The organism is Paenibacillus sp. UASWS1643, from assembly GCF_008693195.1.
Classification (GTDB): Bacteria; Bacillota; Bacilli; order Paenibacillales; family Paenibacillaceae; genus Paenibacillus; species Paenibacillus amylolyticus_B.
In genome coordinates, this window is sequence record NZ_VXKZ01000109.1 from 233,403 (window position 1) to 253,767 (window position 20,365).

Genomic DNA, 20,365 nt, shown 5'->3' on the forward strand with positions numbered 1-20,365 from the left:
AACCCTGATGAATAGAGTTCACTTTCATGTATCATAGACAATCTCCCCAGATCCCTTCTCCGGACACCGTTTGCCAAACACACCGACAACCGTATATTGGTCCATAGTATCAGCTCCGGTCACGATCAATTTACCACTTCGCAGCCAGGCATGAGCCATCATATGTCCTTGCTTATTCCGTGCAGTCCCCATGTATAACGTACTCTCTATCTTACGTCGCTCAAGCATCTTCATCCCGGCAATCGCCATTACAAGGCAGCGGCTTTCCCATAACGTATATTTGCTGGCGAGCGAAATCGCTTTGGAAATATTCCGTATAGCAATGACCTCGCTGCGATCAAGTCCTGTCATCGGTGTTTCTACCATAGGCGTACCCAGCCCTGGCGCGATTTTGGCAAATGGCATAGCCTTCTGTATGCGTGCCCAGCCAAGGAGGATATAGGCCTCCCATACCAGTCGACGCATTGACCGCGGGAGCGAGAGATAAGCCTTTATTTTTCGCAACATGATTCTACACTCCGCGAGTAACGTCGATTAAACCTTCACGGGACAGATGTTCCAGGAATTGCACCACCTGCTCACGACATACATCTGGCTCAATCTCGTACTCCGCAGCAAGTACCTCAACAACTTCACCCAGCGTGCGTTCTTCTGCGATCAGGTCCCAGATTCGTCCACCGGTACTCCCCAGATTGTAGTATTTTCCAGAGCTAATGCTCATCATGACTTTCTCACTGCCCATATCACTGACCAGATTGCCTTCCTTCCGGGTTACCCGGTCTTCCACATTCATCGGCGTAGTCGCTGTCATTGTCCTGTATGCACTCCTTTACGTATATGATCTGTGATCCGATCCACCATCTCAAATGCTGTAAACTCAGCACCCGTTCTGACCAATCTGCCAATCTCCACACTTGCTGAAAGCCTTGAAGCCGTCTCAAACAACCATTGTGCCAGCCCCTGTCTTGCAACGAGTCCACCACGGAACGTATGAGAGCATAACAGATGCAGTCGTTCTAGCCCCGTCACTTCAACCAGTTGAACAGATGTATGGTTTTCCTCCGGTTGGGGAGCAAGTTCGAATATTCCACCAAGTGGTACGGCCATCTCATGAAAATAGTGCTGAACAGGTATCGCATACTTTGTAATCTCTGCGTGAACCGTTGCATAATCCTGTTCCTTCATGCCGAAACCATCCAGACTGGGCTGCCACAATTTCTGCTGCGGATAACCAGGTGATACGATGGCTCTTCCCCCGGCATCCCAGGTCAGTGCTACAACATCATCGGTGAGAAGCGGATACCCGCGTGATGCCAGTGCAGCCGACAACGTCGATTTTCCTGCCCCCGAATGTCCGACAAATGCGTAAGCCCAGCCATCAATAACCACAGCACTGCCATGCAATGGAAGAATACCACGCTGCATCATAATGACAGCCATACATGTGCCCAGGATGAATAATCTGACCTTTTTCTCGTCCGCTCCAGGCTGAGGGGATACAATGATACGCTTTCCATGCTCCATTAGAAACAGGCCTGCATCTTCGATTTTGAAAAAAAGGCTGCCATCCCGTGCCACAAAGTTGTCGTTGCCTACATCCCAATCCTCCCACAATGGGGTCAGATCTGAAGACTCGATGTGCACATCCACGCCATCAAAATCAGTCTCCGCATCCTTGGGTGCAATCTGTAGTTCAGGCATTCGAATTTGGCTCGACCAGCGCAGACCATACGCCACATAATGCACAGGTAACAATGAACGACGCCTCCTTCGTAATAAAATGTAAAAAAAGCCCTTATATTCATGTTGCTCAATATAAGGGCGGAGGCGAAAAGCTGGATTTGTTGCATTTCCGCCCTTTAAGTATGATGACACGTTTTGGAACTAAATAACTTAGGAAGTTGGATCGTACAGATCCGCATCGTGAACCGTGATCCAGTCAATTTGTCTGTAGCCAGTACCGGCCATTGTTTGATTGACTTCCAACACTTCAAGAGCTGGTGCTTGCCATTCCTTTTTTTCCATTTGCATCGTATTCACCTCCTTTCATGTGCCCTCATTCAGAATTTTCGAATGAACCGATAGACGATCAGACTATGCATCATCAATCGCAGATCTGGATGCGAAGCAAGTTCAGGTCTTGGACTCGGAAAATTGGCCAGGGCAGACTTGATACGCTCCGTGTTTAATATGCCAGCAACCTTGCTGTCAGAACACAAAGCACGTAACTCAGCCGTAAAGGCATCCCAATTCGGAATGATGCGATGTAACCAATCTGCAGGTTGCACACCACGTACCCGTTGATTCAGTCTGACCTTGTCAGGCAACTCCGGTGAAGTAGCCCGGCGAATCAATGAACGATCCGTCCCTTGTTTCACATATTGTTCAATCGGAACGGACAGACAGAACCGGATGACTCTGGCATCACTTGTCGGATCACGTTCCCAAGCGCGGTAACGCAGAGAACATTTTGTAGCTACAGCACCGTTTTTGTTCGCAATGGCCAGGTTATTGAATTTCTCGGCACGTACTTTGAGTGCATCAGCCTGGGCCCCGCCCTGCAGAACAATAATGGATTTGAGCCTTTCCAGTACACCTGTTCTTTGAGCAAAATCAGGATGGATCAACTGCACGGACGCGGCCTGGCTTGCTCCTTTGGACTGGGCCTTGAACCATTCCGGATATGCCTTTTTCCCGGTGATCTTGGCTATACGGGAGAAGGGCATGCCCGTTCGTTCACTATACTGCTGCATCTCACGGAACCAGCGGTACCACCGACCACTTTTCAGTAGACTGGCGTAATAATCCAGAGCCGGCCCCCAGGAGATGGTGAAATTACCACGTGCGCCTGTGAGCAGGATGCCTGCATCTTGCTGGCTCGCTTTCTCATAGAATCCGCGAATCCAGAATGAATTTTCAAAGTATTTATAGGGCATTTCCATAATGTCGAGCCAGGTATCTACTTCACTGAGTGGACTTCTGCCTTCAAAATCAAGGTAGTTCTCTGTGATATTGCCGACATGATTAATGGTTGAACGTATGAAGGGCCGTTCGTCTGCAAGCAACGTTTTCGACGTATAATCTGTGAAATCCGGTACGGGAACATAACTATAGGCCTGCAGCCGTTTACCCTGACTTCTCAGTGTACCGGAAGCAAAACCCACCACGGCTCCCGAGTCCAGTCCGCCACTTAAAGCAGCAGCCACCTGCCTGTGCGTTCGCAGTCGCGATCCAACCGCCTGCCCAAAGACCTCTCGAAACGCTTCTACATACTCACCATCGGATTTCAGCCTTAGAGGTTCCACTTCATTCCAGCGATGATATTGCTTCAGCTCCAGTCTCCCGTCCCGGAAGACAAGTGTATGTGCAGAAGGTAGCTGGCTTATTCCCCGATACACGGTCGAGTTGATATCTGCTGAATCATGCATGTCAGGAATGGCAAGGAATTCGGACAGCCAAGTCTCATCAAGTTCTTTATGTACCCCTTCAAGCCCAAGCAACGGATTCATGAGTGTGCAAAAAGCAAAACGTGAACCATCATGTCGGTAATAAAAAGCTCTCATGCCTGTAATGTCTCTCGCTGCATACAGTTTTCGATTCCGCTCATCCCATATCGCGAATACAAAATCCCCCAGCAATCGAACAGCCACATCGTCTCCCCAGCGCTGATAGGCACGCAGGATCAATTCACTATCCGATAACATCGCCAGTTCAGCTCTGGATATCTGTAATTGATCTGCCAGTTGATCCCGGTTATCCAGAATGGCATCTGCCGTGATGGTCAGACCACTTTCCTCATCATATAAAGGCAACTTCTCGCTAACCGATTCCGGTGTAATCCATTGGGCATGACAGCTGAGGAACGCCTCGTTGCCTTTCCACACCCCTGTTGTATCCGCAGGGACATGCCCCAGGCTTGCGTACAGACGCCAGCTGTCTTCCCATAGCGCCTGCTGACCATCGTTGTGTACAATTCCTGCTATGGCGCTCATGACTTGCCTCCCCGTAGAATCTTGCGCTGTGAAGCCCAGGCGCTGATCTGGTGACCAAATGGTACCCATGATTTGATACGCTGTATTTTGCTTTGAGCAGAAGCCAGCTGGACTTTCAAGCGTTCTCGCTCACTGTAACCCCGTTCCAGACGATGATCTGCTGCCCGTAGTGCGGCTTGCAGCTGTCTGATCGTTACCAGTGCAGCTAGCGTCGGGTCTGTTTTTTCCGGTTCCTCGACAACTCGATCATTAAGATTCCCAAGTGGATCATGAACGACAGAATCTGCTGGCTGCATTCGGTATTGCGGTTGCCACTGGCAACCGGTCGCTGCTGTCAACTGATGCGTGATTCGATCAATGACCTCTTGATCCGGACTTGCATCATAATGTACACCCGTCCATTGTTCGGCTTCTGCCAGCTGTTCACTGTATCCCATCCGATGGAACAGATCTGCCCCCATCACACGGCAATACAGTTCAACTTCATGCGGTTCTAATATGTTTTTCCAGTTGTTAACAGAACCCTGATGTGCCTTTTGATGCGAAGAGAGGAATGGATCACCCACGCCCATACTGTAGAACATGTCAGACTTGGCACTGTCCAGAAACTGTCCATACTGCTCCATACCCTGTTCATATCGAATTCCCAGAAACGCGCATAGTTTCTCAAGTTCTTCCTGAGGATTGGAAACCAATCGTTCATATTGCAATTCATATGCATTGGAATGTGGTTCGGCAAAATACTCATTCAAGCGGAGCATACCCAGTGTAAGATCTACAGATTTCATATTTAATTTGGAGCTCTGCAGACTATGAGTCAGGTCGAATCCTTCTCCAGTGTGGCGGTTTACCTTTTTGAATGATGCTGCTATGGCCAGAGGATTACGCTGGAGATGAATGCGCTTGGACTGAGGGAACAGACGATCCAGCCATTCCAGCATGTAATAGTATCGTGGAGATTTATCAACGATGAAGTCTGCTCCGCTCCCTTCCAGGAATCCATTATAGATCTCAAGAGCAAAACTCCTGCACGCCTTTTCAAAGACATCCTCGGATACCATGGCATTGTAGAACTGACGAATGATGGAGCTGCCACCATATGCACGTGAATCAGCCTTGTTCAAATCGACAAGATTCATCAGAAACCACATTTCCTGGGTGGCAAATATACGACTATGATTTTGCAGCATTACGGTGGATAAGGAACTACCACTGCGGGGAACACATAGTAAGAAAACAAGTCCGTTACCTTGAGTATCGATCAATGGCAGCCTCTCCTCTGTTCATTAGTATAAATATGTAGCTGGGATAGACCAGACTCTACCTTTGTGTTTGGCAAAACGAGTATTATGCACGCTATAGGTCAGCGTTTTGCAATATTCCGTCGGGTGTTCACCAGGGAATGAAGCAAAACACATGGTTACATTCGACAACTCTCGGATACAATATGTATTTATAGTTTTACTCTATGATACAAAATGTATCATGTCAATCTTTTATTTTCACCTTTTCATAAATTCTACTCTTTCACTGTATTCTGCTGTCTGTCGTTTAAGCACTTATTCATGATCAATTATCTTCTGATTGCACAAACGCGAATAAGCTCCGGACATGTTCTATGAGGAACAATGCCTGAAGCCATACACGTAATCCGTTGAGGTGCTTACTATAAAAACCGTTGGACAATCATCAGGTGAATTTTACAGTTGAACTTTTTCCAGGAGCTCCGACACTCCTATTTCTCTCTTCTTCCTGATCTGCCAGTGTAGCATCCTGCATCCCCTTCTGTGCCTTCACGGTTAACAATACAGCAATGCCCGCGACGAAAAAGAAGATGAGCGACAGAATACCCCAACGCGTGGAACCCGTGATCTGCCCAACATAACCAAACACAAATGGACCGAAAATTGAAGAGAATTTGCCTGTAATATTCACAAAACCAAAATACTCTCCAGTTCTGCCAGCTGGCATCAGATTGCTAAACAGAGAACGAGCTGTGGATTGACTCACACCCTGCACGACTCCAACCAACCCGGCGAGCACATAGAAGTGAATCGCTTGTGTCATAAAATAACCCAGAATCACGATACATATATATACGGATAAGCTAACGATTAATACCTGCTTTGCTCCCCAACGCTGTGCCCACGCTCCCAGTAACAAAGTGCATGGGAAACCGATGAACTGGGTTAACAGTAACGCGAGCATCAGGTCGGCTGTGCCTATGCCTATACTTGTCCCATAGATTGTAGCCATTAGAATGATGGTATTAATGCCGTCATTAAAAAACCAGAAAGCCACCAGCATGCGGATTAACTGGGGAAAACGCCGCATCTGACGAAAGGTTTGGCGCAGTCTGCGCACGCCCACCGCAGCATACCCTGTCCATGTTCCGGGCAGATCCGGTGATGCAGGCCGTCTCGGAGCATGGCGAAAGATCGGTATCGAGAACAGCAACCACCACAACGAGACAGAGATAAACGCAAGTCTTGTGCCTGCCAGTGTACTGCTCATCCCGAACCAGCCCGGTTGCTGAATCATCAGCAGGTTCACCGCAAACAGCAAACCTCCGCCAATATAACCATAGGCATAACCTTTGGAGGATATCATGTCCCTTCGTTCCACGGGTACCAGATCCGGCAGCATCGCATCGTAAAAGGTGTTCCCACCCGCAAAACCAATCGTAGATATGACCAGCAACGCGGAAGCAAGGAACCAGTCCCCTTCACCGATTGTGCTGAATCCCAATGTAGCAAGGATGCCTATAATTGCAAATACACGCAGGAAGTCGCCTTTCCGTCCTGACAAATCAGCCAGCGTGCCTAACAACGGTGTTAGCAGAGCTACGCACAACATGCCAATGGAGTGTGTATAGGCCAGGTAGGAGGCGGCGGTATCCGTATCCAGCGTTGCTGCAGCCACCGAAGCATAGAATACAGGCAGTACTGCGGCCAGCACAGTTGTTGCATAAGCCGAATTGGCCCAATCATACATAATCCAAGCCTTGATCGCCTTTTTATTCACATGAATCCTTCCTTTACATGCATCTCTATATTAGTGCGAGTTCAACAAGTCTAAGTGACTTTTTAAACAACCGCTATTAGATGCCAGATCGGTCTCTTTCTCCTATTGTATAGGAAGGATATCACACTTGTTCACTGTTTCTGTAAAAAATGGAGCAATTCTGTTCTTGCGACTCACCTTACCTCTGAGGTGAACTTGCGTAATTGTATCATTTTATATCCACTCTCATCACATATCGTCCTCGCCCGTGAATATACTTAATTACCGACAGGCCAAACTGTGCCGCGTAATCAATGGGGGGTGCCTACATGTCAAATTCACACCAGCCTTACTCGTTCGTCGTGTCGAAGGAAGATTGGTCGCTTCACCGCAAAGGGTACCAGGACCAACAACGCCATCAGCAAAAGGTGAAAGATGTCATCAAACAGAATCTGCCTGATCTGATTACGGAAGAAAACATCATCATGTCTGATGGAAAACAAATCATCAAGGTACCAATCCGCAGTCTGGATGAGTACCGTTTTGTGTATAACTACCAGAAGCAAAAACATGTCGGTCAAGGAGACGGTGACAGTCAGGTCGGAGACGTCATCGGTCGTGATCCCTCTGCTTCGCAGAAACCCGGCAAAGGCGAAAAAGCTGGCGATCAGCCTGGTCATGATATTGTGGAAGCCGAAGTGAGTATTGAGGAATTGGAAGATATGCTCTTCGCTGAGCTGGAATTACCCGATCTGAAGCAGAAAGACAAAGACCTGATTGAGACACATACGGTAGTTTTCAACGATATTCGCAAAAAAGGCATGCAGTCCAATATTGACAAGAAACGTACCATTCTGGAGAATCTGCGTCGCAATGCAACGACCGGTACGCCAGGTATCCATCACATCAGTCCGGATGACCTGCGCTACAAGACATGGGAAGACAAAATCATTCCACAATCCAATGCCGTTATTATTGCCATGATGGATACATCCGGGTCCATGGGTTCTTTTGAGAAATACTGCGCGCGCAGCTTTTTCTTCTGGATGACCCGTTTTCTACGCCGTCAGTATGAGAAAGTTGAGATTGTTTTCCTCGCCCATCATACAGAAGCCAAGGAAGTTACCGAAGAAGAATTCTTTACCCGTGGCGAGAGCGGAGGCACCATCTGCTCATCTGTATATATGAAGGCACTGGATATTATTGACAGCCGTTATCCTCCTTCAAGTTACAACATCTACCCTTTCCATTTCTCTGACGGGGATAATCTGACCTCGGATAACGAACGGTGTGTGAAGCTGATCGGGGAGTTAATGAAGCGTAGCAATATGTTTGGATACGGAGAAGTGAATCAGTACAACCGCAGCAGCACACTGATGTCGGCTTATCGTCATATCAAAATGGATCAGTTCATGTATTATGTGATCAAAGAAAAAGGCGAAGTGTACAAAGCTTTGCGCAGCTTTTTCCAGAAACGGGAAGGAGGCAGCGTTAGATGACAGATGAGATTCGCGACCTAGAATACGCTATTGCCGAGATTATGGAGATTGCCAATGGTTTTGGTCTGGATTATTACCCCATGCGGTACGAAATCTGCCCATCGGATATTATTTATACATTTGGAGCCTACGGCATGCCTACCAGATTCAGTCACTGGAGCTTTGGTAAAACATTTCATAAGATGAAAATGCAGTACGATTTTGGGCTCAGCAAAATTTATGAGCTTGTCATCAATTCCAACCCTTGTTATGCCTTCCTGCTGGATGGAAATTCCCTGATTCAGAACAAATTGATCGTAGCCCACGTCCTGGCACACTGCGATTTTTTCAAAAACAATGCCCGCTTCTCCAAATCCAACCGTAATATGGTCGAAAGCATGGCTGCTACGGCGGATCGGATCAGCAATTATGAGATGGAGTACGGAACGGAAGCGGTTGAAACATTTATCGATGCCGTGATCGCGATTCAGGAACATGTGGACCCACAGTTGATTAAACCCCGCCATTTGGACAAACAACGCTACATGGAGATGAAAATGCGGGAGCAGCGCGGTGAGAAAAAACCACGGCCGGAAGGTCGCTATGATGATCTATGGTCACTTGATGACGTGCAGACCGAAGAAGCACCCGCCGAAGGTATTCAGGTCCATCATTTTCCGCCTGAACCGGAGAAGGATGTCATGTGGTTTATTCAGGAATTCTCCGAAGTGTTGACCGACTGGCAGCGGGATATCATGAGTATGATGCGTGAAGAGATGTTATATTTCTGGCCACAGATGGAAACCAAAATCATGAATGAAGGCTGGGCATCCTACTGGCATCAACGCATTATCCGTGAGCTCGATCTGAACAGTGAGGATACGATCGAATTTGCGAAGCTCAACTCCTCCGTGGTGCAGCCATCCAAACAAAGTCTGAATCCGTATTATTTGGGACTGAAGATTTTCGAGGATATTGAACGGCGCTGGGATAACCCAACCCGTGAAGAACAGGAACGTTGGGCCCGCAAACCGGGGCAAGGTCGTGCCAAAATGTTCGAGGTGCGTGAATTCGATTCCGATACCTCCTTTATCCGCAACTACATGACCAAACAATTAACCGAGGATCTGGACCTCTACGTATTTGAGAAAAAAGGCCCGGACTGGAAAATCACCGACAAGTCCTGGGAGAACATACGGGATCAGCTCGTATTTTCACGTGTCAACGGGGGCTCCCCTTATCTGGTCGTGCAAGATGCTGATTATCTGCGGACAGGGGAACTCGTGCTGAAACATCAATATGAAGGCATTGAGTTGGACCTGAAATATATGGAACGCACCATGCCTTATCTGTATCGCCTCTGGGGGCGTACGGTACATGTGGAGACACGTGTCGAGGATAAACCGATCTGGTTTACGTATGATGGCAAAAAACACCACCGCAAGTTTATGTAAGGTTTTCGATTATCGTTGTTGGAAACGAAAAAAGAAATGCTCTTATCATGGATGAGTTCAATGATTAATAAAAGATAAGACATAAAAAAGCGGCAAGTTCCCGACTTACACGGGAACTTGCCGCTTGGCATACATAAAATTAGGATGGTGCCGGCCGTGTACCATTACCCTGCAATCGCAGCGGCACAAAAAAATCATGCTCCACTTCACTTGCCGGCAGTGGACGACTGAAATAATATCCCTGAATCTCCCGGCAATCATTCTGCATCAGAATATCCAGTTGGCCTTTCGTCTCAATGCCTTCCGCAATGACTTCCATCTTGAGATTCTGTGCCATCGATATAATGGTCGCTACAATTGCCTGATCGCTGTGACTCTCTGTAATGTCCGTCACAAACGAACGATCAATCTTGAGCTTGTGAATCGGGAAATGCTTCAGATAACTGAGTGAGCTGTATCCCGTACCGAAATCATCCAGGCTGATCTTGACACCCAGTGCTGTCAGTTCATTAAGAATCGCCGTGGATACGGCTGCATCCATCATCATGCTCTCTGTTATTTCCAGCTCCAGATATCGAGCATCCAACCCTGTCTCCAAGAGTGCATACTTGACCTGTTCTACCAAGTTGGATTGATGGAACTGCTGGCTGGACAAGTTAACCGATACCGGAATAAGTGGTCCGCCACTGGCATGCCAGAGTTTCATCTGCCTGCATGCTTCCCGCAGTGTCCAATTGCCAATCTCATAGATCATGCCTGTCTCTTCTGCAAGCGGGATAAACACGTTGGGTGCGAGCAGACCTTTGAGTGGATGGTTCCAACGTATAAGAGCCTCCACACCAATCATGCGGCTATCCTCGGTTCGAATCTGTGGTTGATAGTACAGGACCATCTCATCGCGTTCCAAAGCTTTACGCAGGTAACCTTCCAGCTCAATGCGTTCATATAGTTCCGAATCCAGTTGGGCAGTGTAGAATTGGAAACCATTTTTGCCGTTTTTCTTCACTTCATACATGGCGGAGTCCGCATGTTTCAGCAAAGCATCCACGCCCACTCCATGATCCGGGTACATCGCAATTCCAATGCTGGCGGTTACGTAAAAGTCATTCTCCTTCAGTCGATAAGGTAACTGAATGGCTTCAACAATCTGTTTTGCAAGTTCTGCCACTCTTACTTCTGTCGCTTGATCCTGGGTCACAACGAGTGTGAACTCGTCCCCGCCCATCCGGGCCAGCATGACATTCTCCATAGCTAAGGGATCCGAAGATTCTATGGCTTTCATGATCCGGTTGCTGACTTCTCTTAGAAATACATCTCCAATGGAATGTCCCAGCGAGTCATTAATCATCTTGAACCGATCTATATCCATCACCATAACCGCAAAAGAATTCCCTTTTTCCGCTGAATCGTTAATCGTACAAGCCAGCACATCATCCAACTTGCGCCGATTGGGCAACCCCGTCAACGGATCATGCAAAGCTTGGTGACGAATCTTCTCCTGAGCCTGTTTCTCCTCCGTAATATCCTTGATCAAAATGTGGCTTCCCACATGGTTACCATCAATGACTACAGGAACCACAACAATACTAAGATCCAGAAGTTCACCCTGTATATCTCTCATCTTAGCCATATAATGCGCCTGCTCCAGCTTATGATCATCCCAATCGATTGAATCGAATTCACTGATCCATTCTATATCGATCTGCTGAACAATTTCATCAATGGAGCGATCCATGACCCTTGTTTCAGGATAACCGGTGATTGTTGTTACCGCAGCATTAATGCCTTTGACAATACCTTCCTTGTCCACTGAAATAATGGCATCCGAATGGTTATGATACAGGGCCTGATACCATTGCTCATTCTCATGAATCCGTCGATCTTTCTGTGACATTCGCTGATTGATAAATATGCCAAACAACGTCAAGCCCAAAGCAATAAATGTGCCCGATGCGATCAAGTAGGCGAGAATGCCTGGCTCAATCTGCATACCTGAACTTACCATCGTGCCATGTGAATGATGGAAATGTGCGGCTGACATCCCGGTATAATGCATGCCAGAGATTCCAACACCCATAATGAGACCGCTGCCCATCTTGTAAACCCATGTATGTCTTGATTGATGATACTGGAAGAAAAACATGAGCCACAATGCCGCAAATGAAGCAAGCGCTGCAATCAGAATGGATAACACCACTCTGCCTGGTTCATACGTAACCGGAGTTGACATCGCTGCCATTCCCACATAATGCATCGAGCTGATCCCCGCTGTCATCAGTACTCCAGCAATCATGAGCTTGCTTATCCTGCCCGATTGTCTACCCACAATGTTCAAGGCCACCCCAGATGCGACAATAGCAAGTAGGACAGATAAAACAACCTTACCGGTGGAATAGGAGACTTGCGTAGGCAGAACAAAAGCCAGCATACCTACGAAATGCATGGACCAGATTCCCAGCCCCATCGAGACTGCACCGCAGGTAAGCCATACATTCCGCGCCATCCCGTTAGCCTGACTTACACGGCCTGCAAGGTCAAGGGCAGCGTATGAAGCTAACGATGCAATAATATAGGATAAAATAACAAGTTCTAAGTTGTACGTGCCATGTAGGTGCTCCACTCACTCTGTCCTTTCGACCGGGAAATGCCTTATATGTATGCAAAAATGTAAAAAAGAAGCGAGTGCGCTGTCTGGATGACAGGCACTCCCTCCGCATCATTTGACTCGTGACCACAGACTTAGTTGAAGCCGTTGTCATACATTGGAACCCGTTTATTTGAATGTATATAGTCTAAACGTCCCAGCCTTTAAAATCAACACTTATTTCCAGATATACAATGTTGCATAGCTAACATTCTCATATTCTAATTCACAACTGAATATTCTATTTGCGAGTCAGTAACAGACTGCCAAAACCGGAAGTATCTTGATAAGAATTACCTGATGAATCACTCCAGATGGATACACTGCTTCGCTTGCCATCTCCCGCGCCATCATCATTAACTTGAAGATCAAACCCAATCCATCTTTGCCCTTCAGTACGAACACTATCTAGTGGGATTGCCACTTCAACTGTATACCCTCCGCTTGTTAATCGGGTAGCTGATTTGAAACTTTCTTTCCGTGCATTTCCACCAAAAGAAGTCTCATTATCAAAATTGACCCGGTACTGGGCGTCATCCTCCTGATAGAATGTTGTCTGATCTTTGCTCGGGTCGATAAAAATCTCGATCGAATCCTGCTCATGTGCATTGGAACTTAATTTGCTTCGCAAAGGATCCTTCACATCTGCCAATACGTACAGGTATTTCTCATCCCATAACAGCTGCGCAGTCGCCGTTGCACCTGAGTTTCCGACCACCCAGACATCCGTCTTGACAGATACAGCCTTTTTCCAGACGTTATCCTGTTTTGCATCAATGACAGGTTTGCCATAAGTGACCTTGGTTTGTTTCAAGACAGAACCGAGCTTCAGTTTGCCCCGGTTGGCTGGTTTGTCGGGCTGTTGATTGGAAATATCATTCCAAACAATGGTCGCTGTCTTTCCAGCAGCATGTTCATCCGTAATCCGAAAATCCAGAGACAAGACCTGGCCTTCGGTAAGTAGAGCAGCTGACATAGGCAGTGATGCGTATACAACATAACCGGTTTTGGTCTCCTGTACGTTGTAAGTATTTTTATCTTTGCCTTTACCCCCATCCCGTTTAAATGTATATTGACCATTTGCAGAAGGCGGATTTTTCTTCTTGGCAGACAGATCAGCTTCAGAAGTTGCAGCGCCTGTCCCCTTGACTTCTTCCGCGAGGAAAACCTGCACCTGGTCCCCTTTGCGACGTGTGGTATCCTTCACTTCCAATCGTAAATTCACCTTTTTGGCATCCCACATCATACGAGCCTCACCCGTAACCACAGATGTACCATCTGCCAGATGATTAATTTCAAGTCCTTTCACAGCACCCCACAGAATATCTTCCTGTCCTTTGTGATTCGGGAAAGAAGGGCTGGCCTTCAGTGCTGTCCATTCATTACGATAGATCGGAAGAGTGGTAGCATCCACCAGTGCCCAATAGGCCGGTTTCGCTTTCAATTTACGATCAAACAACAATGGTGCATCTTTGCGTCCTTTGACTGGATGATTGTCAAGCCATGTACCATCATCCGCAAGTCCCCAGACCGTAACACTGTCCATTACGCCGCGTTTTCCCAACTCGTCGAACAGGTCGAACAGTTCACGATAACGGTAAGCTTGTTGCAGCATTAATTCCTCTGTGACAGGCATCTCCAGTTCGGAATTACTTGAATAGATCGAAACGTCCAGCTCTGTAACCTGTACATTCACACCAAGAGCAATCACTTTCTCAAAAGCCTCACGAATGAGCTTTACATCCGGTCCGTACATCGACACATGCATCTGGAATCCAACCGCATCAATCGGTGTTCCTTTGGCAAGCAGCTTCTCTACAAGCTTCACCATATCATTCACCTTGTTTCCATTGCCCTCCATTCCATAGTCATTAATCACCAATACCGCATCAGGGTCAGCCTCACGTGCATATCGGAAAGCCAGCTCAATGTAATCACTGTCATCTCCGTCGCCATCTACATCCCCAATAATATCTCTCCACTTGGAATTACTGGCCTCATTCCGCAAGCCGCCTCCGTCCGAGATGACTTCATTGACGACATCCCATGTATGAACCTTTCCTTTGTACCGGGTCACGATGGTTTGAATATGGGTTTTCATCCGTGAAAGCAACTGTTCACGCGTGGCAGGTTTGGAAGCATCATTCGGATCGGTAAAGAACCAGTCCGGCACCTGACTATGCCATAACAGCGTATGACCTCTGATTTCCATATCATTTGCTTCGGCAAACTTCACCAGGCGATCTGTCTCTGACCAGACAAACTGTCCTTCCTGGGGCTGCATCGCATCCATTTTCATAAAGTTTCCAGCTGTAATACTATTAAAATGTTTCGTCAACAGTTGGGAATGCGGATCTTCCGCATCCAGTGCAGATTGGTCGATTGCCGCTCCCATTGCATAGTGTTGTCCCACAACATCCACTAGATTCGGAATGTTCGGCTCTATTTCAATTTTTTCGGCTTCCGTGATCAGTACATCATCCACGTAAAAAGTAATCGTATCCGCCGGCGTCACTTCCGCTGATGTCTTCCAAGGTGTCTCTGCATACATGCGGAATCCGGTGATGCCGCTATTTTCTCCAGGGATCACCACATCTGCCTCGATTTTTTTCCACTGTCCCTTGTTCAGAGTTGCAGAGGCAAACGTAGCATATTCTCGACTTGAAGCGTCGTTATTGTACTCTTTCTCCAGTGAACCGTTAATGACCTGACTGTCCGGTCCTTCATCGTACATGGCCCAAAACGAAATATGAACCGTGCTGCCCTTCTGTACATGTTCTATTACTTCAATTAAGGGTCCATGGAACGTTTCGGTACGGGAAGAGGTTCTCAGGCTGCGTGTACTGTCGTGACCTACTTGCGTTACGATATCAAGCTTTTCACTCGCACGTGGACGCCATTGTCCCAACACACCATCTTCAAAATTAGCCTCGAACAGTACTCCATCATCGCCAGTCTTAACGTCCGCAGCCGCAGCACGTGTCCCTCCTGTTCCCACACTTGGGAACAAACTGAAGATCAATACAGCCGACAAGCACAAGCTCCACCATTTTCTCAAATGCATCCGATCTCCTCCTTGGTTCGTTGTTTGTGAAGAATAACCTTTGCTCTGCCATGTGCCAGCCTTTTACAAGATCGTTATTCAGGATGGATAGATGCTAATGGACAGAAAATTGTAAGCACTTTCATTATACGATTGCCAGTAAACTTTGTTTACCCGTTAAACTATAGGACTTATTCTAAAAAAATTCACAATAAATAAAACGACAAAAAGCACAGCTTGTTAGCTGTGCTCCTTGTCAACGTCTTTAGGCTTTTAAAGGTGCTGTCGTCTGACGGACAACCAGATTGGAAGGTTCCGTCACCACGGGAGGAGAATAAGATGGATTCTCGATCATGGCAATCAGATATTCGATGGACTTAATGCCGATGGAATAGATATTCTGATTCACTGTGGTCAACCCCGGTTTGAATACCTCAGCATAATACGTGTTATCGAACCCGACAACCGAGATATCTTCTGGTACACTCAGTCCATGCTTTTCAATTTCATGAATCGCACCAAAGGCAGACATGTCTGATGCACAGACAATTCCCGTTGGTTGATCCTGAAGTGCCAGCAATCGTCGGGCAGCCTTGCTTCCTCCGTCGAAGGAATAATCGCAGATCTCCAGATATACCGTAGAATACGGGATGCCGCATTCTCGCAGCCCTTCCCGATATCCTTCCAATCGCAGATTGGCTACGGCAGGTCCAAGTGTCCCTGAGATATAGGCAATTTTGCGGTGCCCAAGCTCATACAGATGTTTGACACCCATCGAGATCCCGTTCGCGTTATCCGTAGTAATGTACCCGGCACGCTTGCCCAACATGTCCGTATCGATAAACATCGTTGGAATCTCTGCATCCACCAGTTCCTGAATACTCTCGTTTTCTCTGCCTTCCCCGAATACCACAACGCCATCCACATTACGACTACGGCAATGTTTGATGAACGAGTACGCCGGATCATCGAATCGAGTAGACAACCGGACCAGATCATATCCACTGTTCTCCAGCGCTGTCTTGATCCCTTCCAGCAACTCAGACACAAAAGGGTTCGTAAACGGAACCGTTAACAGTACTCCCACCGTCCATGAACGGCGTTTGACAAGTCCACGTGCGACCACATTGGGTTGATATTTCAATAATTCGATGGCTATATTGACTTTTTTGCGTGTTTTTTCACTTACATCAGGATAATCGTTTATCACTTTGGAAACGGTTGCAACAGATACTCCCGCTTCCTTGGCTACATCATGGATAGAAGCCATCTGATCACCTCAACCTCTTTCAAATCCCCTGTCTCCGGCTGCATTTTCTATAACATCGGCAGGTTTGTCTACCCATTATAGCTTAAAACAGCCTGAAACGGTACGGAAGGTTCCTAATGCTTTTAAGCTCTATTCCTGCTGTTCCAGATTCTTCAAATCCAGAGACAGTTTCTCCATTGTTGTTGCAAATACAGCGAGTTCAGCCGAGCGTGAAGCTTGGCTACGTGCTCCGCGAGACGTATGATCTGACTCCTGCTGCACACTGCTCAGTTTCTTCATGATCTGTTCCAGATTAGACTGAATTTTACCCTGGGCGTCCCGAGAACTGGCTGCAAGCTTGCGCACCTCACTGGCGACTACTTCGAAGCCACGTCCAAACTCTCCTGCATGAGCAGCTTCAATCGCTGCATTCAGACCGACAAGATGACTCTGTTCCGATATCTCGCGAATGAGTTCACCCATTTTTCCGATCTGCTGGATCTCCCCTGTCAATTCGGTAAGCAGAACTTGGGCCTGATCCTGAGAAGCCGCTGTTTCTTTGGCTACACTCGATATAGCCATTGCACTTTCATTTAATTCACTAATCATGCCTGTAAGCTCTTGGGTAATCTGCGTAATCGCCTGCAATGTATGCTGTTGGTCATCGGCAAGCTGATGTAACTTTTCTTTTTCTTTCTTCTCATATGCCTCAAGGACAAGCTGTGAATCCAGATTGAACATTTTGCTGAGCGCCTGAATGACAAGATGCCAGGAATCAGGGATAACCTGTTGGAATATGCTCGTTGCAATATCAAGGTATACCATATAGGTACCCAGATAATAATCTTCCGACAGGCCAATACGGGAATGCACAAGCCCAATCGCAATCCGTTGCTCAATATATGCGTCGTCCACGATTCCATCTGTCATCGATAACCAGTACATCTTCTGTGTTTCTTTTAGACGATCAATGGTAGAGAATCGAGCGATCAGATCTACCAATTCAGGATAATTCCCCACATGATTGTAGAAATGATCTACCACTTCATTAACGACTTTTTTAAAAACAGGTCGATGATCGGCAAGCAGTTTTAGATCCCCTGCGGTTAAACCCATGTAATCAAGTTGCTTCTGTCTTGTTGCGGAAATACTGCTCATATCTGGTTCAGTCAGCTCCTTAATAAACACTAAATTACTTTAAATTGTAAATATATGTATTGATTATAGACTAAAATACCTAAATATACATATACCATTAGAACTAATTCTCTTTAAAATTAACCTTATTTGTCAGCTTTTTAGACTAATATGGACCTTCATGTAATTAAAAAGGCCCTGACCCTGCTGTGAAGGAGCCTCACAGCAGACATCAGGAGCCTGATCCGGAATGGTTTGTTGCCGATTAGCGATTAAGCAAACTGCCCACATAACGTAACAGTTCATTCGCGCTGGCTGCGGTATATCCATGTTCCTCAATTAAGCGTTTAATGACTTCATTCATACGTTTCAATTGGGTTGCATCCGGTGTTTTGGTTGAGGTTGTGATCTTGACGATGTCTTTCAGATCGGTAAACAACTTCTTCTCAATCGCTTCACGCAAACGGTCATGGCTGCTGTATTCGAACTTGCGCTCCTTGCGGGAGTATGCCGAGATTCGAATCAGAATCTCTTCCCTGAACGCTTTCTTTGCATTCTCGGAGATCCCGATCTGTTCCTCAATGGATCGCATCAGACGCTCATCCGGGTCCATCTCTTCATCCGTGAGCGGGTCACGAATCTTGGACCAGTTGCAGAATGCTTCAATGTTATCCAGGTAATTCTCGAATAACGTTCTTGCCGACTCCTCGAATGAGTACACAAATGCTTTCTGCACTTCCTTCTTGGCCAGTTCATCATACTCCTTGCGTGCAAGAGCGATAAAGTTCAGATAACGCTCCCGCTCTTCCTTTGTAATCGAGGCATGCTGGTCCAGACCGTCCTTGATGGCCCGCAGAATGTCCAGCGCGTTAATGCACTGAAGATTTTGCTTAATCAAAGCACTGGAGATCCGGTTAATGACATACCGTGGATCAATGCCGGACATCCCTTCATCCAGATACTCATTTTGCATCTCGCGCAGATCGGCTTCTTTGTATCCTTCCACTTCTTCACCATCATACATGCGCATCTTTTTAACGAGATCCATGCCTTGTTTTTTCGTTTCCTTCAAGCGGGTAAGTATGGAAAAAATGGCTGCAGTCCGCAGTGCATGCGGTGCAATATGAACATGCTTCATGTCACTTTGCTGAATGAGCTTGGCATAGATTTTCTCTTCCTCGGACACTTTCAGATTGTACGGAATCGGCATGACAATCATCCGGGATTGCAGTGCCTCATTTTTCTTGTTGGAGATAAAAGACTTATACTCCGATTCATTCGTATGCGCCACAATCATTTCATCCGCACTGATTAAGGCAAAGCGTCCTGCTTTGAAATTCCCTTCCTGAGTGAGCGACAGGAGATTCCAGAGGAATTTCTCATCACATTTCAACATCTCCTGGAACTCCATTAACCCACGGTTCGCCTTGTTCAACTCCCCATCAAAACGATAGGCACGTGGATCGGATTCGGAACCAAACTCCGTAATGGTGGAGAAGTCGATACTACCCGTCAGATCGGCAATATCCTGTGATTTCGGATCGGATGGACTGAACGTTCCTATTCCCACGCGATTATCTTCGGAAACAATGACGCGTTCCACCGGCACCTTGCTGATATCACCACCATATTCGGTACGGAGTCTCATCTGGCAGGATGGGCAAAGGTTACCCTCAATACGGACTCCAATTTCCTTTTCCACTTCAGGACGAAGCTCCAGTGGAATCAAATGCAGCGGTTCCTCATGCATCGGGCATCCATCAATGGCGTATATGGCACCTTTCTCTGTCCGCGAGAACTGTTCAAGCCCCCGCTTCAGCAGCGTCACCAGCGTCGATTTCCCCCCACTTACGGGACCCATCAGGAGCAAAATCCGTTTACGTACATCCAGACGACGTGCTGCCGAGTGGAAGTATTCTTCAACCAGCTTTTCAATCGAACGGTCCAGTCCAAAGATCTCCTGTTCAAAAAACTTGTACCGCTTATGCCCACCTACTTCTTCCACCCCAAACGATTCAATCATCTCATACACTCTGGCGTGAGCCGTCATTGCCGGAGTCGGGTCCTCTCTCAGCAGTGCAATATAATCTTCAAATGTTCCGTTCCATGTCAAACGGTCACTCTCTGCCCGATGTTCCGCAACGCGTTCAAAAATATTCATGCTTGGTACCTCCCATGGCTCCTTTAGTGTGATTGTCAACCATTCCGAATGGTATGAAGAAATCAATAGAATTGCGGCTCCTGCTTGAATACCAATCTTGCGGTCCTGTGTAGTCCCGCCACCCTCTGTCCAAACGTCTTGTTTTGTTGTGAAAAGTGTATTACATACCTATGCGGCAATTCGGATAAGTTGACCTCTTTTTTT

The 20,365-nt window shown here is 47.0% G+C and carries 14 protein-coding genes; 2 read left to right on the top strand and 12 right to left on the bottom strand.

Annotated elements, in window-relative coordinates; all coding sequences use genetic code 11:
* Window positions 1–24: 24 nt before the first annotated feature.
* From FE296_RS16985 to FE296_RS17015, 7 genes are all read right to left on the bottom strand, one after another.
* Entirely contained in the window at window positions 25–507 is a 483-nt protein-coding gene (locus FE296_RS16985; protein ID WP_124113739.1) for a lasso peptide biosynthesis B2 protein, read from the bottom strand.
* 4 nt (window positions 508–511) lie between these two features.
* Complete coding sequence (locus FE296_RS16990; RefSeq protein ID WP_017689560.1) at window positions 512–811, bottom strand: lasso peptide biosynthesis PqqD family chaperone; 300 nt, start codon at window positions 809–811, stop codon at window positions 512–514.
* Entirely contained in the window at window positions 808–1,755 is a 948-nt protein-coding gene (locus FE296_RS16995; RefSeq protein WP_150365755.1) for an aldolase, read from the bottom strand. Before FE296_RS16995 ends, FE296_RS16990 begins: the two co-directional genes overlap by 4 nt.
* 138 nt (window positions 1,756–1,893) lie before the next feature.
* On the bottom strand, window positions 1,894–2,031 hold the full coding sequence (locus FE296_RS17000; protein WP_174806426.1) for a paeninodin family lasso peptide: 138 nt from the start codon (window positions 2,029–2,031) through the stop codon (window positions 1,894–1,896).
* A 29-nt stretch (window positions 2,032–2,060) separates the two neighbouring features.
* A complete protein-coding gene (locus tag FE296_RS17005) occupies window positions 2,061–3,992 on the bottom strand; it encodes an asparagine synthase-related protein (protein WP_124113737.1) in 1,932 nt (643 codons plus the stop codon).
* Entirely contained in the window at window positions 3,989–5,257 is a 1,269-nt protein-coding gene (locus FE296_RS17010) for a sulfotransferase family protein (RefSeq protein WP_150365756.1), read from the bottom strand. Before FE296_RS17010 ends, FE296_RS17005 begins: the two co-directional genes overlap by 4 nt.
* A gap of 424 nt (window positions 5,258–5,681) precedes the next feature.
* Complete coding sequence (locus FE296_RS17015) at window positions 5,682–7,016, bottom strand: MFS transporter (RefSeq protein WP_150365757.1); 1,335 nt, start codon at window positions 7,014–7,016, stop codon at window positions 5,682–5,684.
* A gap of 308 nt (window positions 7,017–7,324) precedes the next feature.
* Here FE296_RS17015 and yhbH point away from each other — a divergent pair, with 308 nt between their 5' ends.
* The gene (yhbH, locus tag FE296_RS17020) at window positions 7,325–8,494 is read left to right on the top strand and encodes a sporulation protein YhbH (protein ID WP_036609998.1); all 1,170 of its coding nucleotides are present in this window, start codon (window positions 7,325–7,327) and stop codon (window positions 8,492–8,494) included.
* Entirely contained in the window at window positions 8,491–9,927 is a 1,437-nt protein-coding gene (locus FE296_RS17025; RefSeq protein ID WP_150365758.1) for a SpoVR family protein, read from the top strand. Before yhbH ends, FE296_RS17025 begins: the two co-directional genes overlap by 4 nt.
* 139 nt (window positions 9,928–10,066) lie before the next feature.
* Here FE296_RS17025 and FE296_RS17030 read toward each other — a convergent pair whose 3' ends face one another.
* The 5 genes from FE296_RS17030 to FE296_RS17050 form a co-directional block, all read right to left on the bottom strand.
* Window positions 10,067–12,547, bottom strand: coding sequence for an EAL domain-containing protein (locus FE296_RS17030; RefSeq protein WP_150365759.1), 2,481 nt, complete (start codon window positions 12,545–12,547; stop codon window positions 10,067–10,069).
* A 265-nt stretch (window positions 12,548–12,812) separates the two neighbouring features.
* Entirely contained in the window at window positions 12,813–15,635 is a 2,823-nt protein-coding gene (locus tag FE296_RS17035; RefSeq protein WP_150365760.1) for an endo-1,4-beta-xylanase, read from the bottom strand.
* Between the two features lie 244 nt (window positions 15,636–15,879).
* Window positions 15,880–16,884, bottom strand: coding sequence for a LacI family DNA-binding transcriptional regulator (locus FE296_RS17040; RefSeq protein ID WP_124113731.1), 1,005 nt, complete (start codon window positions 16,882–16,884; stop codon window positions 15,880–15,882).
* A gap of 129 nt (window positions 16,885–17,013) precedes the next feature.
* The gene (locus tag FE296_RS17045) at window positions 17,014–18,021 is read right to left on the bottom strand and encodes a globin-coupled sensor protein (protein ID WP_124113730.1); all 1,008 of its coding nucleotides are present in this window, start codon (window positions 18,019–18,021) and stop codon (window positions 17,014–17,016) included.
* Window positions 18,022–18,265: 244 nt separating this feature from the next.
* Window positions 18,266–20,161: a PrkA family serine protein kinase gene (locus FE296_RS17050; RefSeq protein ID WP_036610009.1), complete on the bottom strand. Its 1,896-nt coding sequence runs from the start codon at window positions 20,159–20,161 to the stop codon at window positions 18,266–18,268.
* Window positions 20,162–20,365: the final 204 nt, after the last annotated feature.

Excerpts from the sequence above, each read along its gene's own strand:
- FE296_RS16985 (WP_124113739.1), bottom strand. The coding sequence starts at position 507 with ATGTTGCGAAAAATAAAGGCTTATCTCTCGCTCCCGCGGTCAATGCGT.
- FE296_RS16990 (WP_017689560.1), bottom strand. The coding sequence starts at position 811 with ATGACAGCGACTACGCCGATGAATGTGGAAGACCGGGTAACCCGGAAG.
- FE296_RS17000 (WP_174806426.1), bottom strand. The coding sequence starts at position 2,031 with ATGCAAATGGAAAAAAAGGAATGGCAAGCACCAGCTCTTGAAGTGTTG.
- FE296_RS17005 (WP_124113737.1), bottom strand. The coding sequence starts at position 3,992 with ATGAGCGCCATAGCAGGAATTGTACACAACGATGGTCAGCAGGCGCTA.
- yhbH (WP_036609998.1), top strand. The coding sequence starts at position 7,325 with ATGTCAAATTCACACCAGCCTTACTCGTTCGTCGTGTCGAAGGAAGAT.
- FE296_RS17025 (WP_150365758.1), top strand. The coding sequence starts at position 8,491 with ATGACAGATGAGATTCGCGACCTAGAATACGCTATTGCCGAGATTATG.
- FE296_RS17035 (WP_150365760.1), bottom strand. The coding sequence starts at position 15,635 with ATGCATTTGAGAAAATGGTGGAGCTTGTGCTTGTCGGCTGTATTGATC.
- FE296_RS17040 (WP_124113731.1), bottom strand. The coding sequence starts at position 16,884 with ATGGCTTCTATCCATGATGTAGCCAAGGAAGCGGGAGTATCTGTTGCA.
- FE296_RS17045 (WP_124113730.1), bottom strand. The coding sequence starts at position 18,021 with ATGAGCAGTATTTCCGCAACAAGACAGAAGCAACTTGATTACATGGGT.
- FE296_RS17050 (WP_036610009.1), bottom strand. The coding sequence starts at position 20,161 with ATGAATATTTTTGAACGCGTTGCGGAACATCGGGCAGAGAGTGACCGT.